23 protein-coding genes are annotated in these 24,036 nt (G+C 35.5%); 14 read left to right on the top strand and 9 right to left on the bottom strand.

Annotated elements, in window-relative coordinates:
- Window positions 1–88 precede the first annotated feature (88 nt).
- Window positions 89–640, bottom strand: coding sequence for a hypothetical protein (locus tag OLM58_RS05980; protein WP_264531575.1), 552 nt, complete (start codon window positions 638–640; stop codon window positions 89–91).
- Between the two features lie 59 nt (window positions 641–699).
- The gene (locus OLM58_RS05975; RefSeq protein ID WP_017497688.1) at window positions 700–1,503 is read right to left on the bottom strand and encodes a TIGR00266 family protein; all 804 of its coding nucleotides are present in this window, start codon (window positions 1,501–1,503) and stop codon (window positions 700–702) included.
- Between the two features lie 180 nt (window positions 1,504–1,683).
- Between OLM58_RS05975 and OLM58_RS05970 the strand changes: the two genes are divergently transcribed.
- Together OLM58_RS05970 and OLM58_RS05965 are read left to right on the top strand one after the other, a co-directional pair.
- Window positions 1,684–2,040: a hypothetical protein gene (locus tag OLM58_RS05970; protein ID WP_229354070.1), complete on the top strand. Its 357-nt coding sequence runs from the start codon at window positions 1,684–1,686 to the stop codon at window positions 2,038–2,040.
- An 89-nt stretch (window positions 2,041–2,129) separates the two neighbouring features.
- Window positions 2,130–2,648: a ferritin gene (locus OLM58_RS05965; protein WP_263362127.1), complete on the top strand. Its 519-nt coding sequence runs from the start codon at window positions 2,130–2,132 to the stop codon at window positions 2,646–2,648.
- 60 nt (window positions 2,649–2,708) lie between these two features.
- Here OLM58_RS05965 and OLM58_RS05960 read toward each other — a convergent pair whose 3' ends face one another.
- Entirely contained in the window at window positions 2,709–4,001 is a 1,293-nt protein-coding gene (locus OLM58_RS05960; RefSeq protein ID WP_264531574.1) for an aminopeptidase P family protein, read from the bottom strand.
- Window positions 4,002–4,743: 742 nt separating this feature from the next.
- Here OLM58_RS05960 and OLM58_RS05955 point away from each other — a divergent pair.
- Complete coding sequence (locus tag OLM58_RS05955; protein ID WP_264531573.1) at window positions 4,744–5,871, top strand: GTP pyrophosphokinase family protein; 1,128 nt, start codon at window positions 4,744–4,746, stop codon at window positions 5,869–5,871.
- A 161-nt stretch (window positions 5,872–6,032) separates the two neighbouring features.
- On the opposite strand, the gene OLM58_RS05950 is transcribed toward OLM58_RS05955, so the two are convergent.
- Window positions 6,033–6,428 carry a helix-turn-helix domain-containing protein gene (locus tag OLM58_RS05950; protein ID WP_264531572.1) on the bottom strand — a complete coding sequence of 132 codons (396 nt, stop codon included), beginning with the start codon at window positions 6,426–6,428 and terminating at the stop codon, window positions 6,033–6,035.
- 189 nt (window positions 6,429–6,617) lie between these two features.
- Here OLM58_RS05950 and OLM58_RS05945 point away from each other — a divergent pair, with 189 nt between their 5' ends.
- From OLM58_RS05945 to OLM58_RS05920, 6 genes are all read left to right on the top strand, one after another.
- On the top strand, window positions 6,618–7,967 hold the full coding sequence (locus OLM58_RS05945; protein ID WP_264531571.1) for a polymer-forming cytoskeletal protein: 1,350 nt from the start codon (window positions 6,618–6,620) through the stop codon (window positions 7,965–7,967).
- 4 nt (window positions 7,968–7,971) lie between these two features.
- Window positions 7,972–8,598: a hypothetical protein gene (locus OLM58_RS05940; protein WP_264531570.1), complete on the top strand. Its 627-nt coding sequence runs from the start codon at window positions 7,972–7,974 to the stop codon at window positions 8,596–8,598.
- Between the two features lie 28 nt (window positions 8,599–8,626).
- A complete protein-coding gene (locus OLM58_RS05935) occupies window positions 8,627–9,064 on the top strand; it encodes a GNAT family N-acetyltransferase (protein WP_264531569.1) in 438 nt (145 codons plus the stop codon).
- A gap of 1 nt (window position 9,065) precedes the next feature.
- Window positions 9,066–9,806, top strand: coding sequence for a LytTR family DNA-binding domain-containing protein (locus tag OLM58_RS05930; protein ID WP_264531568.1), 741 nt, complete (start codon window positions 9,066–9,068; stop codon window positions 9,804–9,806).
- A 101-nt stretch (window positions 9,807–9,907) separates the two neighbouring features.
- Window positions 9,908–10,471 carry a hypothetical protein gene (locus OLM58_RS05925; RefSeq protein WP_264531567.1) on the top strand — a complete coding sequence of 188 codons (564 nt, stop codon included), beginning with the start codon at window positions 9,908–9,910 and terminating at the stop codon, window positions 10,469–10,471.
- A gap of 71 nt (window positions 10,472–10,542) precedes the next feature.
- The gene (locus tag OLM58_RS05920) at window positions 10,543–10,914 is read left to right on the top strand and encodes a hypothetical protein (RefSeq protein WP_264531566.1); all 372 of its coding nucleotides are present in this window, start codon (window positions 10,543–10,545) and stop codon (window positions 10,912–10,914) included.
- Between the two features lie 456 nt (window positions 10,915–11,370).
- On the opposite strand, the gene OLM58_RS05915 is transcribed toward OLM58_RS05920, so the two are convergent.
- A complete protein-coding gene (locus OLM58_RS05915; RefSeq protein ID WP_264531565.1) occupies window positions 11,371–12,732 on the bottom strand; it encodes a hydroxymethylglutaryl-CoA synthase family protein in 1,362 nt (453 codons plus the stop codon).
- Window positions 12,733–13,053: 321 nt separating this feature from the next.
- On the opposite strand from OLM58_RS05915, the gene OLM58_RS05910 reads away from it, so the two are divergent.
- The 4 genes from OLM58_RS05910 (at window position 13,054) to OLM58_RS05895 (ending at window position 17,716) form a co-directional block, all read left to right on the top strand.
- Window positions 13,054–13,719 carry a succinate dehydrogenase cytochrome b subunit gene (locus tag OLM58_RS05910; protein ID WP_017497708.1) on the top strand — a complete coding sequence of 222 codons (666 nt, stop codon included), beginning with the start codon at window positions 13,054–13,056 and terminating at the stop codon, window positions 13,717–13,719.
- Window positions 13,720–13,730: 11 nt separating this feature from the next.
- Window positions 13,731–15,731, top strand: coding sequence for a fumarate reductase/succinate dehydrogenase flavoprotein subunit (locus OLM58_RS05905; protein WP_089077422.1), 2,001 nt, complete (start codon window positions 13,731–13,733; stop codon window positions 15,729–15,731).
- 98 nt (window positions 15,732–15,829) lie between these two features.
- Window positions 15,830–16,576: a succinate dehydrogenase/fumarate reductase iron-sulfur subunit gene (locus tag OLM58_RS05900; RefSeq protein ID WP_017497710.1), complete on the top strand. Its 747-nt coding sequence runs from the start codon at window positions 15,830–15,832 to the stop codon at window positions 16,574–16,576.
- A 114-nt stretch (window positions 16,577–16,690) separates the two neighbouring features.
- Window positions 16,691–17,716, top strand: a complete 1,026-nt coding sequence (locus OLM58_RS05895) for a hypothetical protein (protein WP_264531564.1) — start codon at window positions 16,691–16,693, stop codon at window positions 17,714–17,716.
- A gap of 44 nt (window positions 17,717–17,760) precedes the next feature.
- Here OLM58_RS05895 and OLM58_RS05890 read toward each other — a convergent pair whose 3' ends face one another.
- On the bottom strand, window positions 17,761–20,064 hold the full coding sequence (locus OLM58_RS05890) for a family 20 glycosylhydrolase (RefSeq protein ID WP_264531563.1): 2,304 nt from the start codon (window positions 20,062–20,064) through the stop codon (window positions 17,761–17,763).
- Between the two features lie 189 nt (window positions 20,065–20,253).
- Here OLM58_RS05890 and OLM58_RS05885 point away from each other — a divergent pair, with 189 nt between their 5' ends.
- Window positions 20,254–21,030, top strand: a complete 777-nt coding sequence (locus tag OLM58_RS05885) for a DeoR/GlpR family DNA-binding transcription regulator (RefSeq protein ID WP_017497712.1) — start codon at window positions 20,254–20,256, stop codon at window positions 21,028–21,030.
- On the opposite strand, the gene OLM58_RS05880 is transcribed toward OLM58_RS05885, so the two are convergent.
- From OLM58_RS05880 to OLM58_RS05870, 3 genes are all read right to left on the bottom strand, one after another.
- Window positions 21,027–22,097, bottom strand: coding sequence for a dipeptidase (locus OLM58_RS05880; protein ID WP_264531562.1), 1,071 nt, complete (start codon window positions 22,095–22,097; stop codon window positions 21,027–21,029). The genes OLM58_RS05885 and OLM58_RS05880 overlap by 4 nt on opposite strands.
- A 167-nt stretch (window positions 22,098–22,264) precedes the next feature.
- Complete coding sequence (locus tag OLM58_RS05875; protein ID WP_264531561.1) at window positions 22,265–23,380, bottom strand: D-TA family PLP-dependent enzyme; 1,116 nt, start codon at window positions 23,378–23,380, stop codon at window positions 22,265–22,267.
- A 3-nt stretch (window positions 23,381–23,383) separates the two neighbouring features.
- The gene (locus tag OLM58_RS05870; protein WP_264531560.1) at window positions 23,384–24,031 is read right to left on the bottom strand and encodes a bifunctional 4-hydroxy-2-oxoglutarate aldolase/2-dehydro-3-deoxy-phosphogluconate aldolase; all 648 of its coding nucleotides are present in this window, start codon (window positions 24,029–24,031) and stop codon (window positions 23,384–23,386) included.
- Window positions 24,032–24,036: the final 5 nt, after the last annotated feature.

Here is a 24,036-nt window from a genome sequence, read left to right as displayed (position 1 = left end):
TATAATTTTTTAAGTTAACTCTGGAAAACAAAAACGGCTTTCATTTTTGAAAGCCGTTTTTGTTTTTTGTGAGAAAGCGGGTAAAAGCTTATTGTTTATAGGTTTTAGAATTTGCTCTAATATAATTTACCAGTTCGTTTAACATAGCATTATTCATGTCTTGTGGTAAATATTTTGTTCCAGCAGAAATACCAATCACATTGGTTTTCGATCTTCCTTCTACTTCAAATACTTTTTCTCCAGTTGTTGGATCAATTATAATGATTTGATGGATGTTTTTATCTGCATTTGAAAGAGCTTGTGCTACATAAATAAATTTTTTATAATCTGTATAGATGCTTTTTGCTCCCTCTTTAGTTTTGAAATTGTATTTTAAGTGGTCTAGTCCAGCTTTTTTAATCTGTTTAGTTAATTCATCATGGGTCATGATTTTAGAAAAATAGTTTATTTTTTCAAGTTCTTTTTTTAAGTGACCTCCGGGAATAATTACTAATTCTTTGAAGTTGTCAAGATTGATACTGTCGTGTAAGGTAACATTCGCTTTGATCTTGGTTTTAAAAAGTTGTGTGTTTTCTTCTGTATTTTGACCAAAACTTATCAAACTTACAAGTAATATCAGAGTGGATAGTGTTTTTTTCATTCTTTCAGTTTTTGTAAATTTATAAAAAAATGGCTCCCATTTCTGAAAGCCATTATAAATTAAAATCGGTTATCACCATCTAAAAGATTTCCTAATCCGCCTAGCAGGCTTCCTTCGTCACGGCTGTTTCCGCCAGATTTTGGTGCCGATGCAATAATGCGGTCAGCCAGTCTCGAGAAAGGCAACGATTGTATGTAAACCGTTCCGGGGCCTTTTAATGTGGCATAAAATAATCCTTCGCCACCAAAAATAGAATTCTTAATTCCACCAATAAATTCAATATCATAATCTACGTCTTTGGTAAAACCAATGATGCATCCGGTATCTACTTTTAGGACTTCGCCTGGCCCCAATACTTTTTTAGCCATTGTTCCGCCCGAATGTACAAATGCCATTCCATCTCCTTCGATTTTCTGCATAATAAAGCCTTCACCGCCAAATAAACCACGTCCAAGTTTCTGAGAAAATTCTATTCCGACAGAAACACCTTTAGCAGCGCATAAAAACGAGCTTTTTTGGCAGATAAATTTGCCTTGAAATTCTGTTAAATCAATTGGAAGAATTTTTCCGGGATAGGGCGACGCAAATGAAACTTTGCTTTTGCTATTGCCTTGGTTTAAAAATGCTGTCATAAATAAACTTTCGCCAGTAAGAACTCTTTTACCTGCGTTTAAAAGTTTGCCAAACAAACCTGAGCCTTGTTGTTGAGAACCGTCTCCAAATATCGTTTCCATCTGGATATTGTTTTCCATCATCATGAAACTGCCAGCTTCGGCAATTACAATTTCCTGCGGGTCCAGTTCTATTTCAACATATTGCATTTCTTCACCAAAAATCTGATAATCTATTTCGTGTGCTTGCATAATTTCTTAATTTATTTGTTTTTAAAATTAGACTAATAATGCCGAAGAATGTTACACTCTTTAGTGAGTTACCGTTGTTTTTAAGAACATTAAATGATTTTGTTATTTTAAATTAGTCTTAATTATGTTTTTTATTGTTTTGAATTTTATATTTTTGTGACGTTATTATATTTTATCAGAATGGCATTAGTTAGTGATTTGACCACCAAAGTTTTATTTGAAACGGAAAAAGGATATAGTTATCAATGTGATTTGACCAATAGTATTATTATCAATTTTGTTGATACGGTGTCAAGTTACAAAATTCATGATTTTTTGATTTTTCAAAGAAAGGTCAATAGCGTTGACATTCTTAATATGCTTTATGACTTATCTGATCAGTCAGACGCACAATTGATTGAAACCACTAAAAGAAATTTTTCCAGAAATCTTACTATCTGTGAAATAGTGCAGTTAAGAGATTTATTAAACGGAACTAAATTTACCCTCACTTTACATTCTATGCTTTGTAACATTGTAAACGTAGAGCTTATTTAGATTCTTACTTAGATCAAATCCAAATTTTCAAGCAGTTGGAGGAGCCTTCTTTAATTTTTGTAATTTTACACATATAAAAATTAGAGGATATGAAAGATTTATTAAGAACACGTACTTCATTAGTTGAAAGTGTAGAAAATATATTAAACTTACAAGCAAAATTAGAAAGTGACGCTTCTAACAAATATTTAGCTATGGCTGCATGGTTAGATAGAAATGGTTATGCTAATACAGCATCTTATTTGTACAAACAAGCCGAAGAAGAAAGAGAGCATTTCCTAAAAGTTTTCAAATATATTACAGATATGGGAGGGATTGCGATTACGCCATCTATTCCAGAAGTACAGCAGGAATTTGCTTCTTTGAGAGAAGTATTTGAAATTGCTTTGCAGAATGAAATTGCAGTTACACAAGCAGTGAATAAAGTAATTGCGAAATGTAGAGCTGAAAATGACTATGCTACAGAAGATTTTATGATGTGGTATGTTGCTGAGCAGAGAGAAGAAGAGAAAAACGCAAGAAGAGCTTTAGAGCTTTTTGAGTTGATTGATGAAAGCGAAGCTGCCGGCAAATTCCAGTTGGATGTGCAAATCGCAAAAATCGCATAATAGTTGATTTATAAAATTGAAAAAGCCCTTAATAAAATTTATTAAGGGCTTTTTTCTTATCTATTCATTCATCAAACTCTCAATCTCGTCAGCTTCAATTGGAATGTTACGCATTAGGTTAAAAGGTTCTCCTTTTTCCTGAATCACTACATTGTCTTCTAAACGAATTCCGAAACCTTCTGCCGGGATGTAGATTCCCGGTTCAACGGTAAAAACCATATTGGCTTTCATGGGTTCGTGAAGTAATCCGTAGTCGTGCGTGTCAAGTCCCATATGGTGGGAGGTTCCGTGCATGAAATATTTTTTGTAGGCTGGCCATTCCGGATTTTCGTTTTGAACATCGGCTTTGTCGATCAAACCTAAACCTAATAATTCAGACGTCATCACTTTTCCTACTTCTATGTGGTATTGTTTCCAAAGTGTTCCCGGAGTCAGCATTTTTGTAGCTTCGTTTTTCACTCTTAAAACGGCATTGTAAACTGCTTTTTGTCTTTCGTTATATCTTCCAGAAACCGGAATAGTTCGGGATAAATCGCTCGAGTAGTTCGCATATTCGGCAGCAACATCCAATAAAATTAAATCTCCTTCTTTACATTGCTGGTTGTTTTCGATGTAATGCAAAACATTGGCATTATTTCCCGAAGCAATAATTGGCGTGTACGCAAAACCTTTAGAACGGTTACGGATAAATTCATGAATCAATTCCGCTTCGATTTCATATTCGGTAACATTTGGTTTTACAAACGAAAGTAATCTGCGGAAACCTTTTTCGGTAATGTCACAGGCTTGTTGAATCAAATCAAGCTCTTCGCTTTCTTTTACAGAACGAAGACGTTGTAAAATCGGGTTACTTTTTGCCACATTGTGTGCCGGATAACGCTCTTTCCACCATTTTACAAAACGAGCTTCACGGGTTTCTGTCTCCACTGTAGCACGGTAATGTTCGTTGGTGTTGATGTACATCGTATCGGCATACGTCATCATTTCGTTCAAAATCTTATGAAAATCCTGTAACCAATATACTGTTCTGATTCCTGAAACCTGAAAAGCACGTTCTTTAGTCAGTTTTTCACCTTCCCAGATCGCAATGTGTTCGCTGGTTTCTTTTAGGAAAAGAATTTCTTTTTGGTGCTCGTAAGGCGCATCCGGAAACAAAAGCAAAACACTTTCTTCCTGATCTACACCACTCAGATAAAAAATATCTCGGTGTTGTGCAAACGGTAAAGTACTGTCGGCACTAACCGGGTAAATGTCATTAGAATTAAAAACGGCAACTGAATTAGGTTTCATTTCTGCCGTGAATTTTTTGCGGTTTTTTACAAAAAGAGCGCTGTTTATTTGGTGATATTTCATAATAATTCGGTTTTTGAACTTCGAATTTCAAAATTACGTTTTTTCAGCAAACAGCATGAAATTGATTTCTTAAAGTTTTATTATTTGTTTTGTGCTCTCCTGAGCGAAGTTGAAGGATAACCGCAAAGGGCGCTAAGGTATACGCGAAGTACGCTAGTTTTTTTTCGCAAAGTTGCAAAGTAACCACAATCTTGTCATTCTGAGGAACGAAGAATCACACACGGAACGCGACAAAGATTGGCGGTTTTGTTTCACGCAGATTCTGCAGATTTTGCAGATTTTTTTTCTTTTTGCGATTAGCCTTAACCACAGTCTTGTCATCTGGACGAAGGAGAGATCTTCGCAAGTAGCTCGACAATGATTGACAGGCATAAGCTTTGTCATTCTGAGGAACGAAGAATCACACACGGAACTCGACAAAGATTGGCGATTTTGTTTCACGCAGATTTTGCAGATTTTGCAGATTTTTTCTTTTTACAGTTTGCCTTAACCACAATCTTGTCATCTCGACGAAGGAGAGATCTTCACAAGTAACTCGACAAAGATTAACAGGCATAAGCTTCGTCGAAATGACAACATTGAGATAATCGTAGCAATATAAAACCTTAATAATGTGTGTACCTTAGGGTTAGTTTTTTGGTTACATATTTTTCTGCTTTGTTTTATAAAAAAAAACTTCGTCAATCTCTCTCTTTAAGTTTTTAACTAAAACAGTTTAAGGGTTAAAAAAGATTCTCTTAAAATGCTTATTTTAGCATTACTAATTGGTGAAATGTTTAATTTAAGTTTCATTTTCAATAAATATATAGTAGTAATGAAAGATGTAATTCTCTCAGATTTCTCTTCTGAAAAAAGTAGTTTTGATTTGTACCGACAAAAAATGGAAAGTTTGTTATTTGATTTGTTGAAACAAGAGAATGTTATTATTCATCATATTAGTTCAAGAACAAAAGATTCTGAAAGTCTTTCAAAAAAAATTGACAATAGGTCAAATAAATACAATTCATTAAAAGATATTACAGATTTAGTGGGTATTCGAATCATTTCTTATCTCGAAAGTGATGTTGATTTGATAGCTGAAAAAATCTCAAAAGAATTTCTAATTGATCCTGAAAATTCAATTGATAAAAGAGAGCTCAATACAGATCAATTTGGATACAAATCTTTACATTTGGTTGTGAATTTAAATAGTACAAGAGCTACTCTACCTGAATATCGAAATTATAAAGATTTTAAGTGTGAAATTCAGATAAGATCAATTTTGCAACATGCATGGGCAGAAATTGAACATGATTTAGGTTATAAAGGTAAATATGCAATTCCAGATCAGTATAAAAGAAGTTTTAATAGACTGGCAGCACTATTGGAGACTGCTGATTTAGAGTTTGATCGATTAAAACGTGATTTGTCAAAATATGAGCTAGCGGTAGTAGATTTAATTAAAACATCCCCACAAGATGTGAAAATTGACCAAGCATCATTACAGCAATTTAATTTAGAAAATAATATCTTGAATGAGGCCCGTAGTTTGATGTCCAAAGTAACTGGTTGGACATATAATAAAGACCTAGATACTTTACATGGAATTACTGAGAGATTTGAATTGTTTGGCATGAAAACTATAAAAGATATTGAGGATTCTTTGAAAGATAATAATGAAGTTTTTTTTAAATATTTAAGTGAATTTACAAAGGATTTCAAATACTCTGAGATAGGTTCAACAATTGTATTATTTTATTACCAACATTTCTTAGCTGGTAAGACGGAAGATGTTTTAAAAATTACTGAATATCAGAACTATGGCGAGATTTCAATAGCTGGTAAACCAGAAAGGTTTATTGAGATTTACCAGAAAGTAAAATTATTATAGTGAATCAAGATTTAGATAGAACTTAAGAGGCGTTTTGTAGTTTTTTTTTAATCTAGTTCGTAAAGATATCTATGAGAAAGCTCAATAGTTATTAATTCACAGTACAAAAAAAACCGAAGCAATTCAAAAAAGCTTCGGTTTTTTTATTTATAAATAAATTTCTATTTCAATAGTTTCTCCAAAAGAACTACTTTTTCCCTTTCAGCTTCAACTAATCTTTCGTAAAGTTTTTCATTCTTTTCGACAACTTCAAGAAGTTTATCGAAGGGATTAAAGGTACATCCAAAACTAACTACTGAAGAAGTATTGTCTGCAGTATTCCCAATAATATTAAAAACAGCTTCTTCCGAAAAATTCCTGATTACTTCGGCAGGTACGCCTAAAGCTTCGGCGATTTTTTTAAGTTTTTCGTCGTCAACGCTTTCGCTTCCTTCAATAATAGAGATAGATTGTTGGGTTGTACCGATTGCCTGTGCAAGAGCTTCCTGCTTCATATCTCTCAATTCTCGTATTCGGCTTATGTTTCGGCCGATATGTTTTGGTTTTGCTGTGCTCATAATTCAAAGATATTTAAAATTCTTTTACATTTTTGGTTTAGGTAGAAAACAAATAGAAGTTTGTGCGTTACAATTTGTGAACTATCATCACAGGTAAAAATACAATTTTTCTGACTATTTTTGATTTTGATGGCAGAATTGTGTAATCTTGGTATTCAAAAAATCAACTTCGATTAATTAAAAGTAGCAATGCAGACTCCCAATTTTAAACTTATTACCATAGCAGAAATAAAAAAGAATTATCCCTTTTTAACAGAAGATGAAAAGTTCGATTATTTTGAGGATTGGGAAGACAGCGATTATTTTGTAGTTGCCAATGGCGAAGTAAATTTTGAAGGGAATTTTTATCTGGATCTGTACGAAGATAAAGAGAAAAAAGGACTCGCTGGTTTGTTGAATCTTCCAATAAAAAGGATTGAGGAAATAAGAATTGAAGGTGTATTGATCGATGGTGATCTCTTTACAACCGGATCTATTATCAATGCCGAAGGTGATTATGGACCGTATGTTTTCGTAAGCGGAAATGTGAATTGTCAAAGTTTGTTATTAGGCGGGGCTAATGTTCAGATAAATGGAAATGTCGTGGCTAAAGAAGTGGTTATGACTTTTTACAATCATGGCAGTTTTAATTGTTCAGGTTTAATAGAAGCGCCTGTTTTTATAGTGACAGATCACAATACAACATTTTCAGAAAGAAAAAGTAAGCTGTTTTACTATAATGACAGAGCTGATGATACGGAGCCCCAGAATGAATGTGAATATGACGACGAAACCGATGAGGAAATTATGTCGAAAGAACTTCGGAAATTATTGGATAATCCGCTGATTGAAACATTTGAAGAATTAGAACGGGATTTGGCAAGAGGAGAATTAGTGCTCCAACAAAATAATCCTCCTGTAAAAACTTATGAATACTGGCGTGAACGTGTTTTGGCAAATTATAGAGATCTTAAATTGGTTCCGATGGAATTTAAAACGGAAGAGCTCTGTACTCTGGCGTTGAATAGTACATTTCATGCTCTGCCGTTTGTTCACCAGGATTTAGTAACAGCTGAACGCTGCGAAAAATTAGTAACTAAAGATGGTTTTGCGCTTCAGGTCATTCCTGATGAACGGATCACAAAAGAACTTTCCTTTAAAGCTGCCCAAAGCGGTACAATGCTGCGATTTATTCCGGAAGAATATTATTCAGAAGAATTGATCGTATTGGTTTTTAAAAATGGAAAACACGAACCAGATATTAATGATGTTCCTTCTCTATTTATTACAGCTAGTCTTCTGATAGAATATGTGAAAATTGGAAAAGGTCTTTGGCTTGACAAAGCCTGTAAACAAAGCGGAATTGATAAAGGAATGGTTTTAAAAGAAGTGATTGATTCAGGAATTCAATATTTAGAGAATATTTTTGGGAATCATTTTAGTAAGGAGACAGTTGAATATGCTTTTTCTGTTTATAAAAATCAAGAGGAGTGGAACAACTACGTTCAAAAATACAAGGTTAAATTTGAGCGTCTTGGTTTGAATGAATATTTATTCTGATAAAATGAATGAGCTTATAATTGATAGTAAAGGAATTAAAACCGATCATTATTTTATACCGCCTTTTGAGTTAAGAGAAGGAGAATTGGTTATTATTTATTTAGGAGGAGGAACTCATTTTAATGATTTAAAGGAGCAGTTGGTTGCTATTTTTGCGGGAAAAGCACATCATGAGAATGTGAAAGTAATAAAAGCACTGACTTTTGCAGCACCAATCGAAGAATCATCATTAAAAAGAATATTTAATCCGATGAGTGTGGGCGGGTATTTAAAAAGAAATGCGGATCTAAAAAACTCAGTACCGAGAATTTTTGAAGTCGATAGTTTTACTGATAAAGACAAAATAAAAAAACTTGATACCAGTGAGAGAAAACGACTTTCCTTATGTGCAGTTTTTTCAAAAACAAAGTATGTTTCTTTTGATCTGAGAGGAGAAGGAGCAGCATATTTTAACAAAACATATCAATTTGCTAAAGACGAAATTAAAAAGGATAATGCAGCTATTTTAATAGATTGGTCTAATGAATTAAAAAATGATTGTTCAAGATTTATAACGATTGAATGGTTAGCAGATTCTGAAGAGTTAAAAAAGATCTTTAACAATGGTGGAAAGCTTCCGCCAATGTATTAACGAATGTTGTTTGGTAATTTATTAGATTATGAAATCAAATATTAAAATTAGAAAAATAGAAAAACAAGATCTGGACTTCGTTTACAAAGCCATCTGCGAACTCGAAAATGAAGTTTTAGATTTTGAAATTTTCGAAACGATCTTCAGTGAGAATATTTCAAACCCGAAAAATCTCTATCTGATTGCCGAAAGCGAAACAGAAGGTTTAGGTTTTATTAGTTTTCATACCCAAAATCTTTTGCATCATTGTGGATTGGTGGGGGAGATTCAGGAGTTTTTTATTCATCTGAAATATCGCGGGAAAGGGGTTGGCAGGTTATTGATAAATGAGGTTGTAGATTTTGCAGAACAGCATAATTTAAAAAGTATTGAGGTGACCACAAATAAAAGACGAGCAGAGAATGTCGCGATTTACGAAAATCTTGGGTTTACTTTAAGTCATAATAAGTTTACGATCTACCGATAAGATGCAGCAATTAAATACGTCGATAAAGCATCATTTAATAGTTGGCGCGCTAATTAGTGTTTGGCTATTTGTTTTTGCTTTCATCATAAGACCTTTTGACGACGGAACGATAAATTTTAAAGCCTGGCTTTTAATTAGTTTAGGTTTTAGTGTTTTGGCATTTTTATGTTATTCAATTGTCGGATTTGTTCAAAAGAATATTTACGCGAAGAGATCAAAATGGAATATCAGTTTAGAAATCGCAACTATAGTTTTCTTTTATTTGATTTATCTTTTTGGAACTTACACCTATTATAAAAGTCCAATTTTGAACGGAGGATATAGTTTTACTGCATTTTTCTCGATTATCTTTATCAAAGTAGTGCTGATTTTAACTCCTGTAATTGTTTTGGCGAGGAGATATTTGCTTAAACTGATTCCGGTAAAAGAGGATTTTTTGGTTATTAAAGGAGAAAACAAATTAGATTTTTTAAAAATCAAAAAAGCAGATTTGGTTTGTGTTTCGAATGCGCAAAATTATGTCGAGATATTTTATTTGGAAAATAATCAGCTTCGGGCAAAACTGATTCGTTCTTCACTCAAAAAAGTGCAGGAAGATTTTGATTTTTTGCTTCAAATTCATCGTTCGCATTTGATAAATCCAACGCATTTTAAATCCTGGAGGAATTCAAATACGATCCTTCTTACTCAAATAGAACTTCCGGTATCCAAAAATTATAAAGCAAGTCTTTTGACTTTGTAATTTCGTACCTAAAACAGTAAGTTTTGTACCAAAGCCAATAAAATTGGCATTTGAGCGGATTTTAAAAAATAGTTTTGCTTCATCAATTTTAAAAATAAATTATGAAAACAAAACACATTTGTCTGCTTGGATTGCTATTTTTTTTGATCAGTTATCTTTTCTTTTCTAAGATTCTGCCGAACTTTCAAAAGCCAATCGATTTTGCGCATTGGTTTAATTTAGTAGGGGCTTGTTTGTTGTTGTCATTTAATGATGTGTTTCCGAAAAGCAAGCTAAATTCGATGGCATCAGTATTAACCACTTTTGGTGTTATTGCCCACATTGGCCTTTGTACAATTGATTTTATAATGTGGAGTTTCGGGAATAACGATCTCGCCAGAGAAACGCTAGGCAAACAGATTAGCGATACGCCGTCTGTTTTTTATCCTTTTGTAATTGTTGGCCCCTCTTTGCTTTTTGTTGGTTTGGCAGTTCATGCATTTACTTTTATAAAAACGGAAACCGTAAAATCTTCTATGGTAATTGTTGGTTCGGCTGCTGTGGGATTTTCTTTTTTTGCTTTGAAAAATGGAGTTTTGATGCTTTTGAGTTGTTTGGTTTTTGTTTTAGGATTGGGGTTGCTGCTTTTTCAGAATGAAAATAAAGATTTTACAGAGGAAGAATAGTAGTTCAAAATCGAAACTTCGGTGTTAATTTGTATTTTTGAGCGCTAATTCGGAATCCAAATTTAAATCAATTGAAAAAACATCTAAAATACCTAATCGCACTCTTTCTGACTTTTGTCGTGATTGCAGGTGACGGTACTTTATATGCACCATCAAAATCGGCCGAGTATTACCAGTCTTCCTTTGTAGTTGTAAAAGCAGGTTCGGATCTAAAAAGTTCTCGTTCCTACCTATTTGGACAAATTACTTCACGTGTTAAATCGGTTTTTTCGATTGTTTTGATTTTTTTGAGCGTTGAAAATGTTGTTAGTTTTCAAAATAAGATCGTTTTCATATTGCAGCAAAAGCTTCATCAAAATCTAGCTTCATTTATTAGACAGTCCGTTTTTGTAAATGAAATGGTGACTTCGGGCAACTTCAGAGGAGGTTTAGACATTGTTTAAGGAATTTATTTTCCAATTTTTTTTTTGCCGTTTCAGGGCATAAAATATAATGTCTAATCATTTATCATTTACCAAATGTATAAACCTAATAAAACACGTTTAGAGGAATCTAAGCGACCACTTCATTGGATAAAAAGAAAATTAATAGTAATACTAACGGCTTTCATGCTCGGAATGTCACACGGAATGAATGTGCATGACGAAGCTCTTAAAGGAAATCAAAACTATACGGAACAGCATAAGAAGGATTGATTTGTTACTTAACCGCAAAGCGCGCAAAGATTTTGTTTATTTAATGTTTTAAAAACGCAATGTTCGCAAAGCTTTGTGTTTATAGGTCGTACAAAACTTAGTGGACATTGTGTAAATCTTAGTGCTCTTTGCGGTTGAATCTAAAAGTTAAGTTTAAAAAAAAACCGAAGCAATTTGCCTCGGTTTTCTATTTATTGGAATTTCTTAATCAACCCACTTATAATATCTCGCCCCAATCAAAACAGGGATCTCTTTCTCAATTCTATCTAGAATCCATTCGTTTTTTGGAGTTCTGACGCTTTGTTTTTGTTCTTTTTTATGAAGACTTTCGTAAGTGTTGAAATCAATTTCTGTGCTTTCTTTTAGGTTTTCAAAAAGCTTTACATTTTCTAAAGCTGATTTCCATTGCGGTTGAATTGTTCCTTCAAAAACTTTTGATTTCGATCCGCTTCCGTAAGCTAAAAATCCAAATTGAGTTCCCACGATTTCTTTATTGGTGTCATAAAAATGAGCCAAAGTCGATAACAATCCCATGAAAATTGACCCCGTGTAAAGGTTTCCGATTAAAGAAGAAGCTAATTCTGCAGGTTGTAATTTTTTGGTAACGAATTCTTTGTATGCATCCGATTTTGCGACTTCCTTAATTTTAGTCTGATAATCTGCTGTATCAATATTTTCTGCAATGATTTTTTCGGCACTGTCTAAAGCGTAAATTTCAGATAACATGCGTCGTCCCTGAAAAGAGTACGGAAGATGCATGATAATACTGTTCCAGGTATTGTATAAAGTTTCCGTAGTATTTTTTAGTTTTTTGAAGGTGAAATAAGCATCACGGGTACGATCCATATAACACTGATTTGAATACTGGCCGTCGAAAACCGGCTGGTCTTTATGGATTTCTATTTCGGCTTCTAAATTATCAAACCAAAGATCGTTGTTGGTATTTTTAGTGATTTCTTCTTTAGAAAGGGTTCGGTACGGTTTAAAGAAGTCGAAAACTCCTTTTGTGCTCGTTGCCCAGTTTTCGTCAAAAGCGATAATTCTGGGGCTCGAAGTTACTAACATTGCAACGGCTCCGGCACCCTGGGTATATTCTCCGGTAGAGTTTAAATCGTATTTGGCAAAATCGGTTGTTACGACAATTGCTTTTTTGGCTGGATTCAGTTTTACAAAATCAATACAATTTTGCAAAGCGTCAACACCACCGATACAGGCAAAAGTAAAATCGACTACATCACATTCCGCCAAAGTATCTTCGCCAAATTTTTGTTCCATCAAACTAATTAAAAAAGAACTGATCGGTTTAGAGCTGTCGATACCACTTTCAGTTCCAACATAGATCCTGCTAATTTCGTTTAGGTTGATATTGTGGTCCAAAATAAGTTTGGTTAAAGCATTGGCGCCAAAAACTACCGGATCCTGATGTACATCGGGTAAAGTCATTTTAATTAGTCCAAGGCCTTTTTCTAATTTTTCGGGTTCGATATTTCTGGCAGTCGCCAAAGTTTTTATGGGTAAATGTATGTTGGCTACATCAAAAGAAATAGCGTCAATTCCTGTTTTCATTGTCATTTTTTTTGAAGCCGATAAAGGTAAAATTATGGTCTTAAAATTCCCTTGTTTTCATTCAATAAAATTCGGGCTCGCTTTACTTTTGAGGAAAACAGAGCAAAAAGGGGTGAAAAATAACAATTTGGTAATTATATAAAAACTAGGAATTCGTTAAAATCACTTGCGAAAAATTTCTATTTTATTGTTTTTAAATAATTTGCAATAATATCACCGAAAGCTCTTTAAAATCATTATAAATAACAACGAAATGGTTGTAGTTCATGTCTAATTGCTTTATTTTTGTCTAATTTTTTAAAACAAACTACTTTAACACTTATGGCACAATCTGCACTATTGAATGCTTCCATCTTAAAGAAAGTGGCTATGGCTCTTTCGGGAATATTCTTAATCACGTTTTTAGCGCTGCATGTTTCCTTAAATTTTATTTCTATTATTAGTGAAGATGTTTTTAACGAAGCTTCTCACTTTATGGGATACAATCCGCTGATTCAATATGTAATGCAACCTGTTTTGGCAATCGGAGTAATTTTCCATTTCGTAATGGGATTTGTATTGACTGCTCAAAATAGCGCAGCAAGACCAATTGCTTATGCAAAATACAACGGAGCTGCTAATGCTTCTTGGACTTCGAGAAACATGATTATCTCAGGCTTAGTTATTTTGGCTTTCTTAGGATTGCATTTCTATGATTTTTGGTTTCCTGAAGTTACTTACAAATATATTGCAGGTACAGCACCAGACGCGACAAGATATTATGGAGAGCTAGTGCATAAGTTTCATGATCCAATCCGCACAGGTATTTACTGTATCTCATTTGTGTTATTAGGATTCCACCTTTGGCACGGATTCAGTTCATCTCTTCAATCAGTTGGGATGCACAATAAGTATTCCCGATTCTTAAGTAAAGTTGGTTATGGATTTGCGGTTGTAGTACCGGCACTTTTCGTTATCATCGCATTATTTCATCATTTCAATAATTAATATCAATTATAATGGCATTAGATTCAAAAATTCCAAATGGTCCAATATCGGACAAATGGACAAATTATAAAGATCATATTAATTTAGTAAACCCTGCTAACAAACGTAATTTAGATATTATTATAGTTGGAACAGGTTTGGCTGGAGGTTCTGCTGCGGCTACTTTGGCTGAGTTAGGATATAACGTAAAAGCTTTCTGTTTTCAGGATTCACCACGTCGTGCGCACTCTATTGCTGCACAAGGGGGTATCAATGCTGCAAAAAATTATAAAGGTGACGGTGACTCTGTTTACAGATTATTTTATGATACTGTAAAAGGAGGTGACTACCGTGCACGTGAGGCAAACGTTCACCGTTTGGCTGAAGTTTCTGCTAATATTATTGACCAGTGTGTGGCTCAAGGGGTACCATTGGCTCGTGAATATGGTGGATTATTGGATAACCGTTCTTTTGGAGGAACTTTGGTTTCCCGTACTTTTTACGCACAAGGACAAACCGGACAACAATTATTGTTAGGAGCTTATTCTGCAATGAACCGTCAGATTGGTCGTGGAAAAGTGAAAATGTACAACCGTCACGAAATGCTTGACATTGTAATCGTTGACGGAAAAGCGAGAGGTATTATCGCTCGTAATCTTATCACAGGAGAAATTGAAAGACACTCTGCTCACGCGGTAGTAGTAGGTTCAGGAGGATACGGAAACGTATTTTTCTTATCTACAAATGCTATGGGAAGTAACGCAACAGCAGCTTGGAAAATACATAAAAAAGGAGCGTTTTTTGCAAATCCTTGTTACACACAAATTCACCCAACTTGTATTCCGGTTTCAGGAGATCACCAGTCAAAATTGACTTTGATGTCTGAATCGTTACGTAATGACGGTCGTATTTGGGTTCCTGCAAAATTAGAAGATGCAAAAGCAATTCGTGAAGGAAAGAAAAAAGCAACTGATTTATCTGAAGACGAAAGAGATTATTTCTTAGAAAGAAGATATCCTGCTTTTGGTAACTTAGTACCTCGTGACGTTGCGTCTCGTGCTGCAAAGGAAAGATGTGATGCCGGTTTTGGTGTGAACAAAACAGGAGAAGCGGTTTACTTAGATTTCGCTGCTGCTATTAAACGCTACGGTGCTGAGGCTGCTCACGTAAAAGGATTGAATGAAAATGACAGTGCGTTAGTTACTAAATTAGGAACGGATATTGTAAAAAGCAAGTACGGAAACTTATTCCAGATGTACTTAAAAATTGTTGACGAAGATCCTTATGTAACGCCAATGATGATTTACCCTGCGGTTCACTACACTATGGGTGGTACCTGGGTTGATTATAACTTAATGACTACCATTCCGGGATGTTTCTCAATCGGAGAATCTAACTTCTCTGATCACGGAGCAAACAGACTTGGAGCTTCTGCCTTAATGCAAGGTTTAGCAGATGGTTATTTCGTATTACCCTATACTATCGGGGATTATTTGGCTCCGGATATTAAAATGGGACCTATTTCTACAGATTTACCAGAATTCGTAGAAGCAGAAAAAGGAGTAAAAGATCAAATCGAGAGATTTATCAATAATAAAGGAACTCATTCTGTAGATTATTTCCATAAGAAATTAGGAAAAATCATGTGGGATAAAGTAGGTATGGCTCGTAATGCTAAAGGTTTAGCCGAAGCTATCGAAGAAATTGCTGCTTTACGTGAGGAGTTTTATAAAGACGTAAAAGTACCTGGAAGTGCTAACGAATTTAACCAGGAATTAGAAAAAGCAACTCGTGTTGCGGATTTCTTAGAATTGGGAGAGTTGTTTGCAAAAGATGCTTTACACCGTAACGAATCTTGTGGAGGTCACTTCCGTGAAGAATATCAAACAGAAGAAGGTGAAGCACTTCGTGATGATGAGAACTTTGCATACGTTGCAGCTTGGGAATACAAAGGAAAACCAAGTGACGCCGTATTACACAAAGAGCCTCTGGTTTACGAAAACATCAAATTAGTACAACGTAGTTATAAATAGGGTTTAGTCCAAAGTCCTAAGTCCAAAGTCTTAAAGTATTAAGCTTTCGATTTTTGACTTTATGACTTTAGACTTTAAGACTTTTAAACTTATAGAAAATGAAACTTACATTAAAAATATGGCGTCAGAAAAACGCCCAAGATAAAGGAGGGATTGTAGAATATCCTATTGACGGAATTGAACCGGATATGTCTTTCCTTGAAATGCTTGACGTTCTTAACGAACAATTGATCAATAAAGGAGACGAACCGGTAGCATTTGACCACGATTGTCGCGAAGGAATTTGCGGAATGTGTTCATTGTTTATCAACGGAGAAGCACATGGACCAGACAGAGGTGTTACTACTTGTCAGTTGCACATGCGTATGTTCAAAGATGGTGATACGATTTTTATCGAGCCATTTAGAGCAAAAGCTTTCCCGGTAATTAAAGATTTAGTAGTTGACAGAAGTTCTTTTGACAGAATTCAACATGCAGGAGGATTTATCTCTGTAAATACTTCAGGAAATACAATCGATGCAAATACAATTCCAATCAACAAAGACGATGCAGATAAATCTTTTGATGCTGCAGCTTGTATTGGTTGTGGAGCTTGTGTTGCAACTTGTAAAAACTCATCAGCAATGTTGTTCGTTTCTGCAAAAGTATCTCAATACGCTTTATTACCACAAGGTAAAGTTGAAGCAGTTGACCGTGTTTTAAATATGGTTCACCAAATGGATGCTGAAGGTTTTGGTAACTGTACAAATACCGGAGCTTGTGAGGTAGAATGTCCTAAAGGAATTTCTCTTGAAAATATTGCACGTATGAACCGTGAGTATTTAGCAGCAAGCTTGAAAGGATAATTTAAAACGTATCTTTTTAGTGATATAAAAAAGCATCCGCTATATGGCGGATGCTTTTTTTTGTGCTATTTTCGCATCATATTAATATTATAATACTTACAACAAAATCATTAAATGAAAAGAATTTTACTGTTTATTATGCTGGCTTTCAGTGTTAAAAATTATGCCCAGGTTGCTGTTTCTCCATCTTATAGAGGAACGGATGAAGAATTTGAGAATGGAGAATTGGAGAAATTTAAGAGTACAACGACGATTTTTGTTTTGCCTCAGTTAAATAGCAAAGAATCGTATGAAAAAATTTTAAAAGAAGTTTGGACAGTTACCCCTTTTAAAGTGGTGGAGTATAAAGACTTTAAAGAGTTAGATTATCTGGATGGAACTTATTCATTTGCAAAGCTGGAAGGAGATGTAAAAGTAAGTTCAAAGGGAGGTGTATTTGTTCATACCAATTTCGGACTGAAAATTTTTGATAAAGAAAAATTTGATAAAGGGTTTAAAAAGATAAAACCTGATGCTAAAAATTACGACATAAAAGTGAATGGTGTTTATGAGGGAGCTACAAGCTACATCGCAAAATTTCCTCTTTCTGTTAAGCCTGCTTTTCTGCTTGACGCCATGAAAGCACTAACTAGTGAAAAAGCAGCTATTATTTATAACCGAATGTATACTGAAAGCAGTTTTACTAATACTAACCTTGGGATGTTGAAGAATTATTTTCAGAACATTAATGAGATGATCGGTAAAGGTGGGCATTGTGGACTTTATGATGATTATGTAAATCCAGAGGTGAAAAATTTAAAAGAAAGTACCCTTTATATTCCTGAAGCTTATATGATGGAATTTAATTCTTGGAAAGGTACAGAAAAACTTAGAGACGAAAAAGATCTTAAAGAGTTGGTAGAAGATTATAAATATAAATTTCAGTTTATAAGAGACGAGGATTTGGAGAAAAAGATTTTGAATAATGAGGAGATTTATTATTTGAGATATGTAAGTATGAATGCAAACAAGTATCTGCAAGTTGTAAATGCCAAAACAGGTTTGCCGGCTTATTATTTTTATGGTATTGCGACCTATAATTTGAAGGATAATGATTTTGAGAGAATCAGTAAGGCTGTTTCTAAATATAGTTCGAAATAATACAAAAAAGCATCCGTCAAATCGCGGATGCTTTTTTTATATCCTTATTCGTAATAGAATTGCGAAGCGCTTATTTCCTGTTTTTCTTTTCCTTCGGGCTGGATGAAACAGTTTAAAGTAGTTCCGCCTACCTGATCAAAATAGCTGATGTTGAATTTGTGAAATCCTTTTTCAAGTTTCACGGCTCCATAGGCTTCATTGAGCCAATGTATTCCGTCGTTGTTAACGATTAGCTCATTGTCGATGAAAAGCTTAGATCCGTCGTCTGAAAGCGTTGAAAACTTATAATTTCCAGTTTCCGGCACGTAGATATATCCATCGAATTTTAGGCCAATATAGCGCTCTTTTTTCGTTTTCCATTTTTCACTGCTCACAGTCCCTTCAAAGATCCCCGAATTCACAGGTTTTGCTAATTCTAAATCCTGAACCTGCTGAAATAAGGTTCCGATAAAGTATTCGTATTTTAAACCTTGTTTGGTTGGTTTTACCGCTAAAGCAGGTTTTAAATCCGGATTTCGGATTATTATCTTGTTGATAGAACTTTTTCTTCCACTTGGGCTAATCTGAACTGTTTTTACGGTTCTGAATTCTCCTTTTGGAATGTGTATCGTGACTGGTTTTTCATAAAGGTTTGCGGTTTCATCCGGATTATAGCCATCAATCGTGTAGAAAATCTGTCCATTTTTAATGGTAGGTTTTAGATCCAGTACATATTTGGAAGCAATTAGAGCCGTTTCATTTGCCCCAAACGGTGTTGGGACTTTGTATAATCTTTTTTGTAATTCCAGTTTTTCTAAATGATGCGGCATGCGATTCAGAACAAAATTATTGTAGTTTTTGTGCTGAGGCTGGGTCCAGGCAGTTTCTGCCAAGGCAAACATTCGGGGATAAAGCTGATAATTTAATTTGGCCGGACTCGTCAAATATTCTGACCATAAATTAGACTGTACGCCCATGATGTATTTTTGTTCGTCAACCGTCAGACTGTCCACCGGAGTGGGGTTGTAATGGTACATTTTTTCGACAGTAACCAATCTTCCAACGGTTAGAGGTTCATTAGGAGAATACGCCTGGTTGTAATCCAGATACAAAATGTGCTCCGGATTCATGATGACAAAGTGTTTTTGTTTGGCGGCGGCAATTCCGCCCGATTCTCCGCGCCAGGACATTACTGCTGCGTTTGGAGTCAGCCCGCCTTCAAGCATTTCGTCCCAGCCCAGAATTTGTCTTCCATTGTTGTTCAGGAATTTTTCTATTCTGGTGGTAAGATAAGTTTGTAATTCATGTTCGTTTTTCAATCCTAATTCTTTGATCTTTTTTTGACAGTTTGGGCATTCTTTCCATCTGGCTTTTGGGCATTCGTCACCACCAATGTGAATGTATTTGCTGGGGAATAAAGCCATAACTTCGGTTAAAACATCTTCCAGAAAAGTAAAGGTTTCTTCTTTTCCGGCACAGAATATATCTTCAAATACGCCCCAGTATTCAATAACTTTATAAGGGCGATCCGGAAAACAGGATAAATTTGGATAAGCGGTAACGGCTGCTGTGGCATGCCCCGGCATTTCGATTTCGGGGATCACATTGACATAATGTTCTTCAGCAAATTTTACCACGTCCTTGATTTCTTCCTGAGTATAAAAACCTCCATAAGGATTTCCGTCAAAAAAATAAGGGAATCTCTCGAACTTGTTTCCTACGAGAGTCTGTGCTCTTTTGGAACCTACTTCGGTTAGTTTTGGGTATTTTTTAATTTCGATTCTCCAGCCCTGATCGTCAGTTAAATGCCAATGGAAATTATTTAATTTATAGCTGGACATCTGAGCGATAAAATCTTTTATAACGTCAACACTAAAAAAGTGACGGCAAACGTCTAAATGCAGGCCTCGGTAATCGTATCTCGGTTCATCTTCTATCGTAACACAAGGGAGTTTTATTTCCTGACTTTTGGGTTTGTTCGGAAGCATTTGCAGTAAACTCTGAACCGCATAAAACAATCCTTCTTCACTTCCGGTAACGGTTATTTTTTTAGGAGTGATGACAATTTTGTACCCTTCTTTTTTTAGAGAAGGAGCTGGATTTTGTGTTATGAATACAACATCGATAGTGCTTTTTTGGTTTGCTGTGTTTGCGTTTATGGCAGACTCCAACAGCTTTGCCGTTTTTTGTTCTTTAGCGCTGTATTTATTCTTTTCAAACAGCACTTTAATTTGTCCGTTGAAACGAATACTGTCTCCGGTTGCCTTATAAGAGTTGGGAGCCGGAATGATTGAATTATTAGTTGAAGAAGTTTGAGCACTTCCAAAAGAATAACAAAATAGTAAAAGAAGAAAAACACTTTTTTGCATGGTTACTTTTTGAGTTTGTTAAACAAATATAAGGTTTGTTGGTTGAGTTGCATTTTTTTTGCAAAAGCGATTTGCATTTAAAAGTCTTTATAATAGATGAATTAACTTTTTTATTACATTGTATTGTAATTTGTTTCGCAATAATATTGCATTAATTGTTTACATTTGCTTTACTAAAAATGAACTTGCATGAATAATGATAATGAAGTGGTTAATTACACCAAGGAAGAACGTAAAAATCTTATTTTAAAAGAGATTAACCTGCACACCCGTGTAAGTTTTGAAACCCTTTCGGCTAAATTATTTGTTTCAGAAGATACTGTGAGACGAGATATTAATGAACTTGAATCAGAATCTTTATTGATAAAAGTAAAGGGTGGTGCGATGACAAAAGCCTATCACCATTCTTCTTCCAATCAGACTTATGCAGGTGAAGCAAAACAAACCATTGCACAGAAAACTTTAGGTTTACTTCGTGATGGTATGGTTTTATTACTTGGTGGAGGAACAACCATCAGAGAATTTATCCGATTGATTCCCGATACTTTAAATCTGACTATTTTTACCGTTACTGTTTTATCAGCGGTGGAACTTCTGGACAAACCCAATGTTAAAATTATCATGATTGGCGGCAGCATTTCGTCGTACAGCCAAATGTGTGTGAGCGGCGATGTCTACAATCAGCTGGCTAATATTAAAGTCGATTTGTTAATATTAGGAACCAATGCCTTAGACATCGAAGGCGGCTTTTCGGATTCGGACTGGGAAACGGTTCAGGTAAAAAAAGCAATGATTCAGGCTTCTGAAAAAACAGCCATTCTTACGATTTCTGAAAAACTGGATACGGTTCTAAAAATGAAAATTGCCAACTTATCCGAGGTTGATTATGTGGTGACGGAAGTAGATCCGGATCACGAAAAACTACAGGCGTATAAGAAGGCAGTTCCCAGTTTAGTCTTTGTTTAATCCCAGTTTTTTAGTAAAAAGTTGATCCAGTTTTGATGAAAGATTTTATTTAAATCTTCGTCAGTATACCCATGCTTTTTAAAGATCAGAACTAGTTTCTGCAAATCGGCAATAGTGTTTAAATCGTACGGAGATTGCTCTGTACCAAAAGCACCATCAAGATCAGAACCTACACCAATATGATTGGCATTTCCGGCCAATTGGCAAATGTGATCCATGTGTTTGAAAACAGTTTCGAGATTGCAGTTTGTTCCTTGTGGGGTCGAAACTCCTCTTTCCCAATTCGGAACCAGCATCCAGGCATCTAAAGCACCTCCAATAACTGCTCCACGCGAAATCAAAGCTTTGATCATTTCGTCGCTGTACTGACGGTTGTGATCTACCAGACTTCGGCAATTGTTGTGGCTTGCCCAAACGGGTCCGTTGTAGTGGTCTAATGCCTGCCAGAAAGCATCATCGCACAAATGAGTGGCATCCAGAATAATGTTCAAACGTTCCATTTCTTTGAGTAAATCAATTCCGTTTTGCTGCATTTTTCCGGTGGCATCCGTTCCGTTTGCGTATCGGCCGGGACCATAATGTGCGGGTCCGATAGCGCGTAATCCATACTGATATGCTTTTTCTAAATATGAAATATCAATAATAGAATCGGCGCCTTCTAAGCTTAAAATGTAGCCAATTGGTTTTTTATCATTTGGGGTTCCGTCATTCCATAAATCAATCTGTTTCAACAATGATTTTTTGTCTGTAATGGGAGTTATTTCTCCTGCTTCTTCCATGGCTTTGTACCAGGCGAGCTGACCTTGTGTTTGTGCCCATGCCTGCTCAGGAGAGTTCCAGCCGGGAATAAGGCTGTCGGGTTTTACAAATCGTGCAATTTGAGTGGCAACTACAATTCCAATATTTCCTTTTCGCAAATCAGGGAAAGAAACAGTGGCACGTTCGCGATCCGGTTTGTCTGTCATTCCTTTTTCTAAATGGCGTAAAGTGGCAACGTCGTTTCGTAGGTCTCTGTTCCATTCCATCGCATTCATGCTAAGGTCTAAATGGGCGTCTATTATAAACATAGTATTATTTTTAAGGTGCAAAGGTTCAGAGGTTTTCTGCAAGGTCTATAATCTTTCCTGTATCCTCTTTCTTCTTTACTCTATTTTCTTTACTCTATTCTCTTCTCTTTACTCTATTTTCTTTACTCTATTTTCTTGATTCTCTTCTCTTGATTCTCTTCTCTTCACTAGATATTAATTTTCCGACTTCTCGCAACCACTAGCCACTGATCACAAATCTGCTGTTCGCTATTGACTACCTGAACGGAATCGTACAATGCGCAAGTGGGACAAACGTGGTAGGGCTGTGCATAAATAGTGTCACCAATCGCATAGTTATTTTTTCCACGATTTTCGATGATCAGATGCTCTTCAGAATGTGAAATTGGGATTAGGTTGTTGTCATTCAAAATGACTAGTCTTTTATCGATAGGATTTTCAGAAGCGACCGCTTTGTAACCAATGTCGATACAAAAAGTAGTATCAGTTGGTTTTGAGATGATGGTTCCAACGATTGCCAAAGCAGGTTCGAAATTTTGCTCCGGTAAGTTAATTTGATAGTTGGAATCCCAGAAGACAAAGGTTCCCGGACTGCATTCTACATTTTTCTGCGTGGCGTAAAAGGGAAAGGTGTTAGATCCTCCGGCTACAATTTTTAGTTCATAACCCAGTTTTTTCTGAATAGCTTCAATTTCTTCGTTTATGCTAAAGAAGATATTTGAGGCAACCGAATTTCGATGTTCAACATCTCCTTTCAGATGACCATCATACAGGTGAATACCTGCGAAATGAATGTTTTTTAGTTTGATAATTTCATCAATCAGAGCTTCCCAATTTTTAGAAATTGAAATTCCGGTTCTGTTCATCCCGGAGTTCAGATCCAGGTAAAGGGTAAGTTTTAGATTGTTTTTGTGTGCAGCGATATCCAGTGCTTTTGCCGATTCGTAATTGTCAACAATGGTTGAAAAAGCGGTAGCAGGATATTTTTTAAGTAACGAAATCCATCGCTCTTTTTTATTGCCTACAGGCTGATAGGCGAGAAGTACGTCTGTAATTTCGTGTATGGCAGCAAGCTCCGCTTCGGCAATGGTTGCACATTTAACTTTGTTGATGTTATAGGTTTTAAACAAGTCCAGAATTTCTCCAATTTTATGGGTTTTGATGTGTGGCCTTAATTTCTGAGTATCGCCGTTCACAGATTCAATCAGACGTTCAATGTTGGTCTGAATACGGTCTTCGTAAACGGCCAAAAATGGGGTATCTACACGGATTTCGGAGCTAATTTTCCACCAATTGTTTTGCATAACTTAGTTTCTTGTTTTTTTGACAACTTCAATTAAATCCTGAAAAGCCTGAAGCGACTGCTCATAACTTAAATCGAGCATCATTTCTTTTGTGAATAAATTAGAACCAATTCCAACGCAAACCACTCCTGATTTGAACCATGATTTCAGGTTGCTTTCTTCTAAGGTTACTCCGCCGGTCGGCATTATTTTTAAGTTTGGAAAGGGGGCTCTGATGGCTTTTACATATCCGGGACCGCCAATTTTATCGGCCGGAAAAAGTTTTACAATTTCGGCACCTAATTTATTGGCATGAAGTATTTCGTTTAAGGTCGCGGCGCCGGGAATCCAGTAAATATTGTTTTTGAAACAGTAGTTCCCGATTTCCGGATCGGTATGTGGACAAACGATACAATCAGCGCCTAATTGATGAAAGGTTTCTGCATCCTGAACGCTTAATATTGATCCAACGGCTATCTTAACCTCTAAATTATTTGCTTTTTTAAAATGGATCATTTGGCTAAAAACTTCTTTAGCATCAGTTGCACGAGCAGCAAACTCGATAATTTTTATGCCAGCATCAGCCGCCGATTGCAAGACTATTTGGGCTGTTTCAATGTTAATTTGTGTCACTAACGGAAGTACACCTTGCGTTTTTAATATGCTGTACATGTTTT

Origin of the sequence: Flavobacterium sp. N502540 (assembly GCF_025947365.1) — a bacterium.
In the GTDB taxonomy this organism is placed as follows: Bacteria; Bacteroidota; Bacteroidia; order Flavobacteriales; family Flavobacteriaceae; genus Flavobacterium.
The sequence above is the reverse complement of the archived record's forward strand: the minus strand, read 5'-3'. Positions and strand labels throughout refer to the sequence as shown.

What these genes read in the sequence shown, in the direction of transcription:
- OLM58_RS05980 (WP_264531575.1), bottom strand. Translation starts at nt 640, where the DNA reads ATGAAAAAAACACTATCCACTCTGATATTACTTGTAAGTTTGATAAGT.
- OLM58_RS05975 (WP_017497688.1), bottom strand. Translation starts at nt 1,503, where the DNA reads ATGCAAGCACACGAAATAGATTATCAGATTTTTGGTGAAGAAATGCAA.
- OLM58_RS05970 (WP_229354070.1), top strand. Translation starts at nt 1,684, where the DNA reads ATGGCATTAGTTAGTGATTTGACCACCAAAGTTTTATTTGAAACGGAA.
- OLM58_RS05965 (WP_263362127.1), top strand. Translation starts at nt 2,130, where the DNA reads ATGAAAGATTTATTAAGAACACGTACTTCATTAGTTGAAAGTGTAGAA.
- OLM58_RS05960 (WP_264531574.1), bottom strand. Translation starts at nt 4,001, where the DNA reads ATGAAATATCACCAAATAAACAGCGCTCTTTTTGTAAAAAACCGCAAA.
- OLM58_RS05955 (WP_264531573.1), top strand. Translation starts at nt 4,744, where the DNA reads ATGCTTATTTTAGCATTACTAATTGGTGAAATGTTTAATTTAAGTTTC.
- OLM58_RS05950 (WP_264531572.1), bottom strand. Translation starts at nt 6,428, where the DNA reads ATGAGCACAGCAAAACCAAAACATATCGGCCGAAACATAAGCCGAATA.
- OLM58_RS05945 (WP_264531571.1), top strand. Translation starts at nt 6,618, where the DNA reads ATGCAGACTCCCAATTTTAAACTTATTACCATAGCAGAAATAAAAAAG.
- OLM58_RS05940 (WP_264531570.1), top strand. Translation starts at nt 7,972, where the DNA reads ATGAATGAGCTTATAATTGATAGTAAAGGAATTAAAACCGATCATTAT.
- OLM58_RS05935 (WP_264531569.1), top strand. Translation starts at nt 8,627, where the DNA reads ATGAAATCAAATATTAAAATTAGAAAAATAGAAAAACAAGATCTGGAC.
- OLM58_RS05930 (WP_264531568.1), top strand. Translation starts at nt 9,066, where the DNA reads ATGCAGCAATTAAATACGTCGATAAAGCATCATTTAATAGTTGGCGCG.
- OLM58_RS05925 (WP_264531567.1), top strand. Translation starts at nt 9,908, where the DNA reads ATGAAAACAAAACACATTTGTCTGCTTGGATTGCTATTTTTTTTGATC.
- OLM58_RS05915 (WP_264531565.1), bottom strand. Translation starts at nt 12,732, where the DNA reads ATGAAAACAGGAATTGACGCTATTTCTTTTGATGTAGCCAACATACAT.
- OLM58_RS05910 (WP_017497708.1), top strand. Translation starts at nt 13,054, where the DNA reads ATGGCACAATCTGCACTATTGAATGCTTCCATCTTAAAGAAAGTGGCT.
- OLM58_RS05905 (WP_089077422.1), top strand. Translation starts at nt 13,731, where the DNA reads ATGGCATTAGATTCAAAAATTCCAAATGGTCCAATATCGGACAAATGG.
- OLM58_RS05900 (WP_017497710.1), top strand. Translation starts at nt 15,830, where the DNA reads ATGAAACTTACATTAAAAATATGGCGTCAGAAAAACGCCCAAGATAAA.
- OLM58_RS05895 (WP_264531564.1), top strand. Translation starts at nt 16,691, where the DNA reads ATGAAAAGAATTTTACTGTTTATTATGCTGGCTTTCAGTGTTAAAAAT.
- OLM58_RS05890 (WP_264531563.1), bottom strand. Translation starts at nt 20,064, where the DNA reads ATGCAAAAAAGTGTTTTTCTTCTTTTACTATTTTGTTATTCTTTTGGA.
- OLM58_RS05885 (WP_017497712.1), top strand. Translation starts at nt 20,254, where the DNA reads ATGAATAATGATAATGAAGTGGTTAATTACACCAAGGAAGAACGTAAA.
- OLM58_RS05880 (WP_264531562.1), bottom strand. Translation starts at nt 22,097, where the DNA reads ATGTTTATAATAGACGCCCATTTAGACCTTAGCATGAATGCGATGGAA.
- OLM58_RS05875 (WP_264531561.1), bottom strand. Translation starts at nt 23,380, where the DNA reads ATGCAAAACAATTGGTGGAAAATTAGCTCCGAAATCCGTGTAGATACC.
- OLM58_RS05870 (WP_264531560.1), bottom strand. Translation starts at nt 24,031, where the DNA reads ATGTACAGCATATTAAAAACGCAAGGTGTACTTCCGTTAGTGACACAA.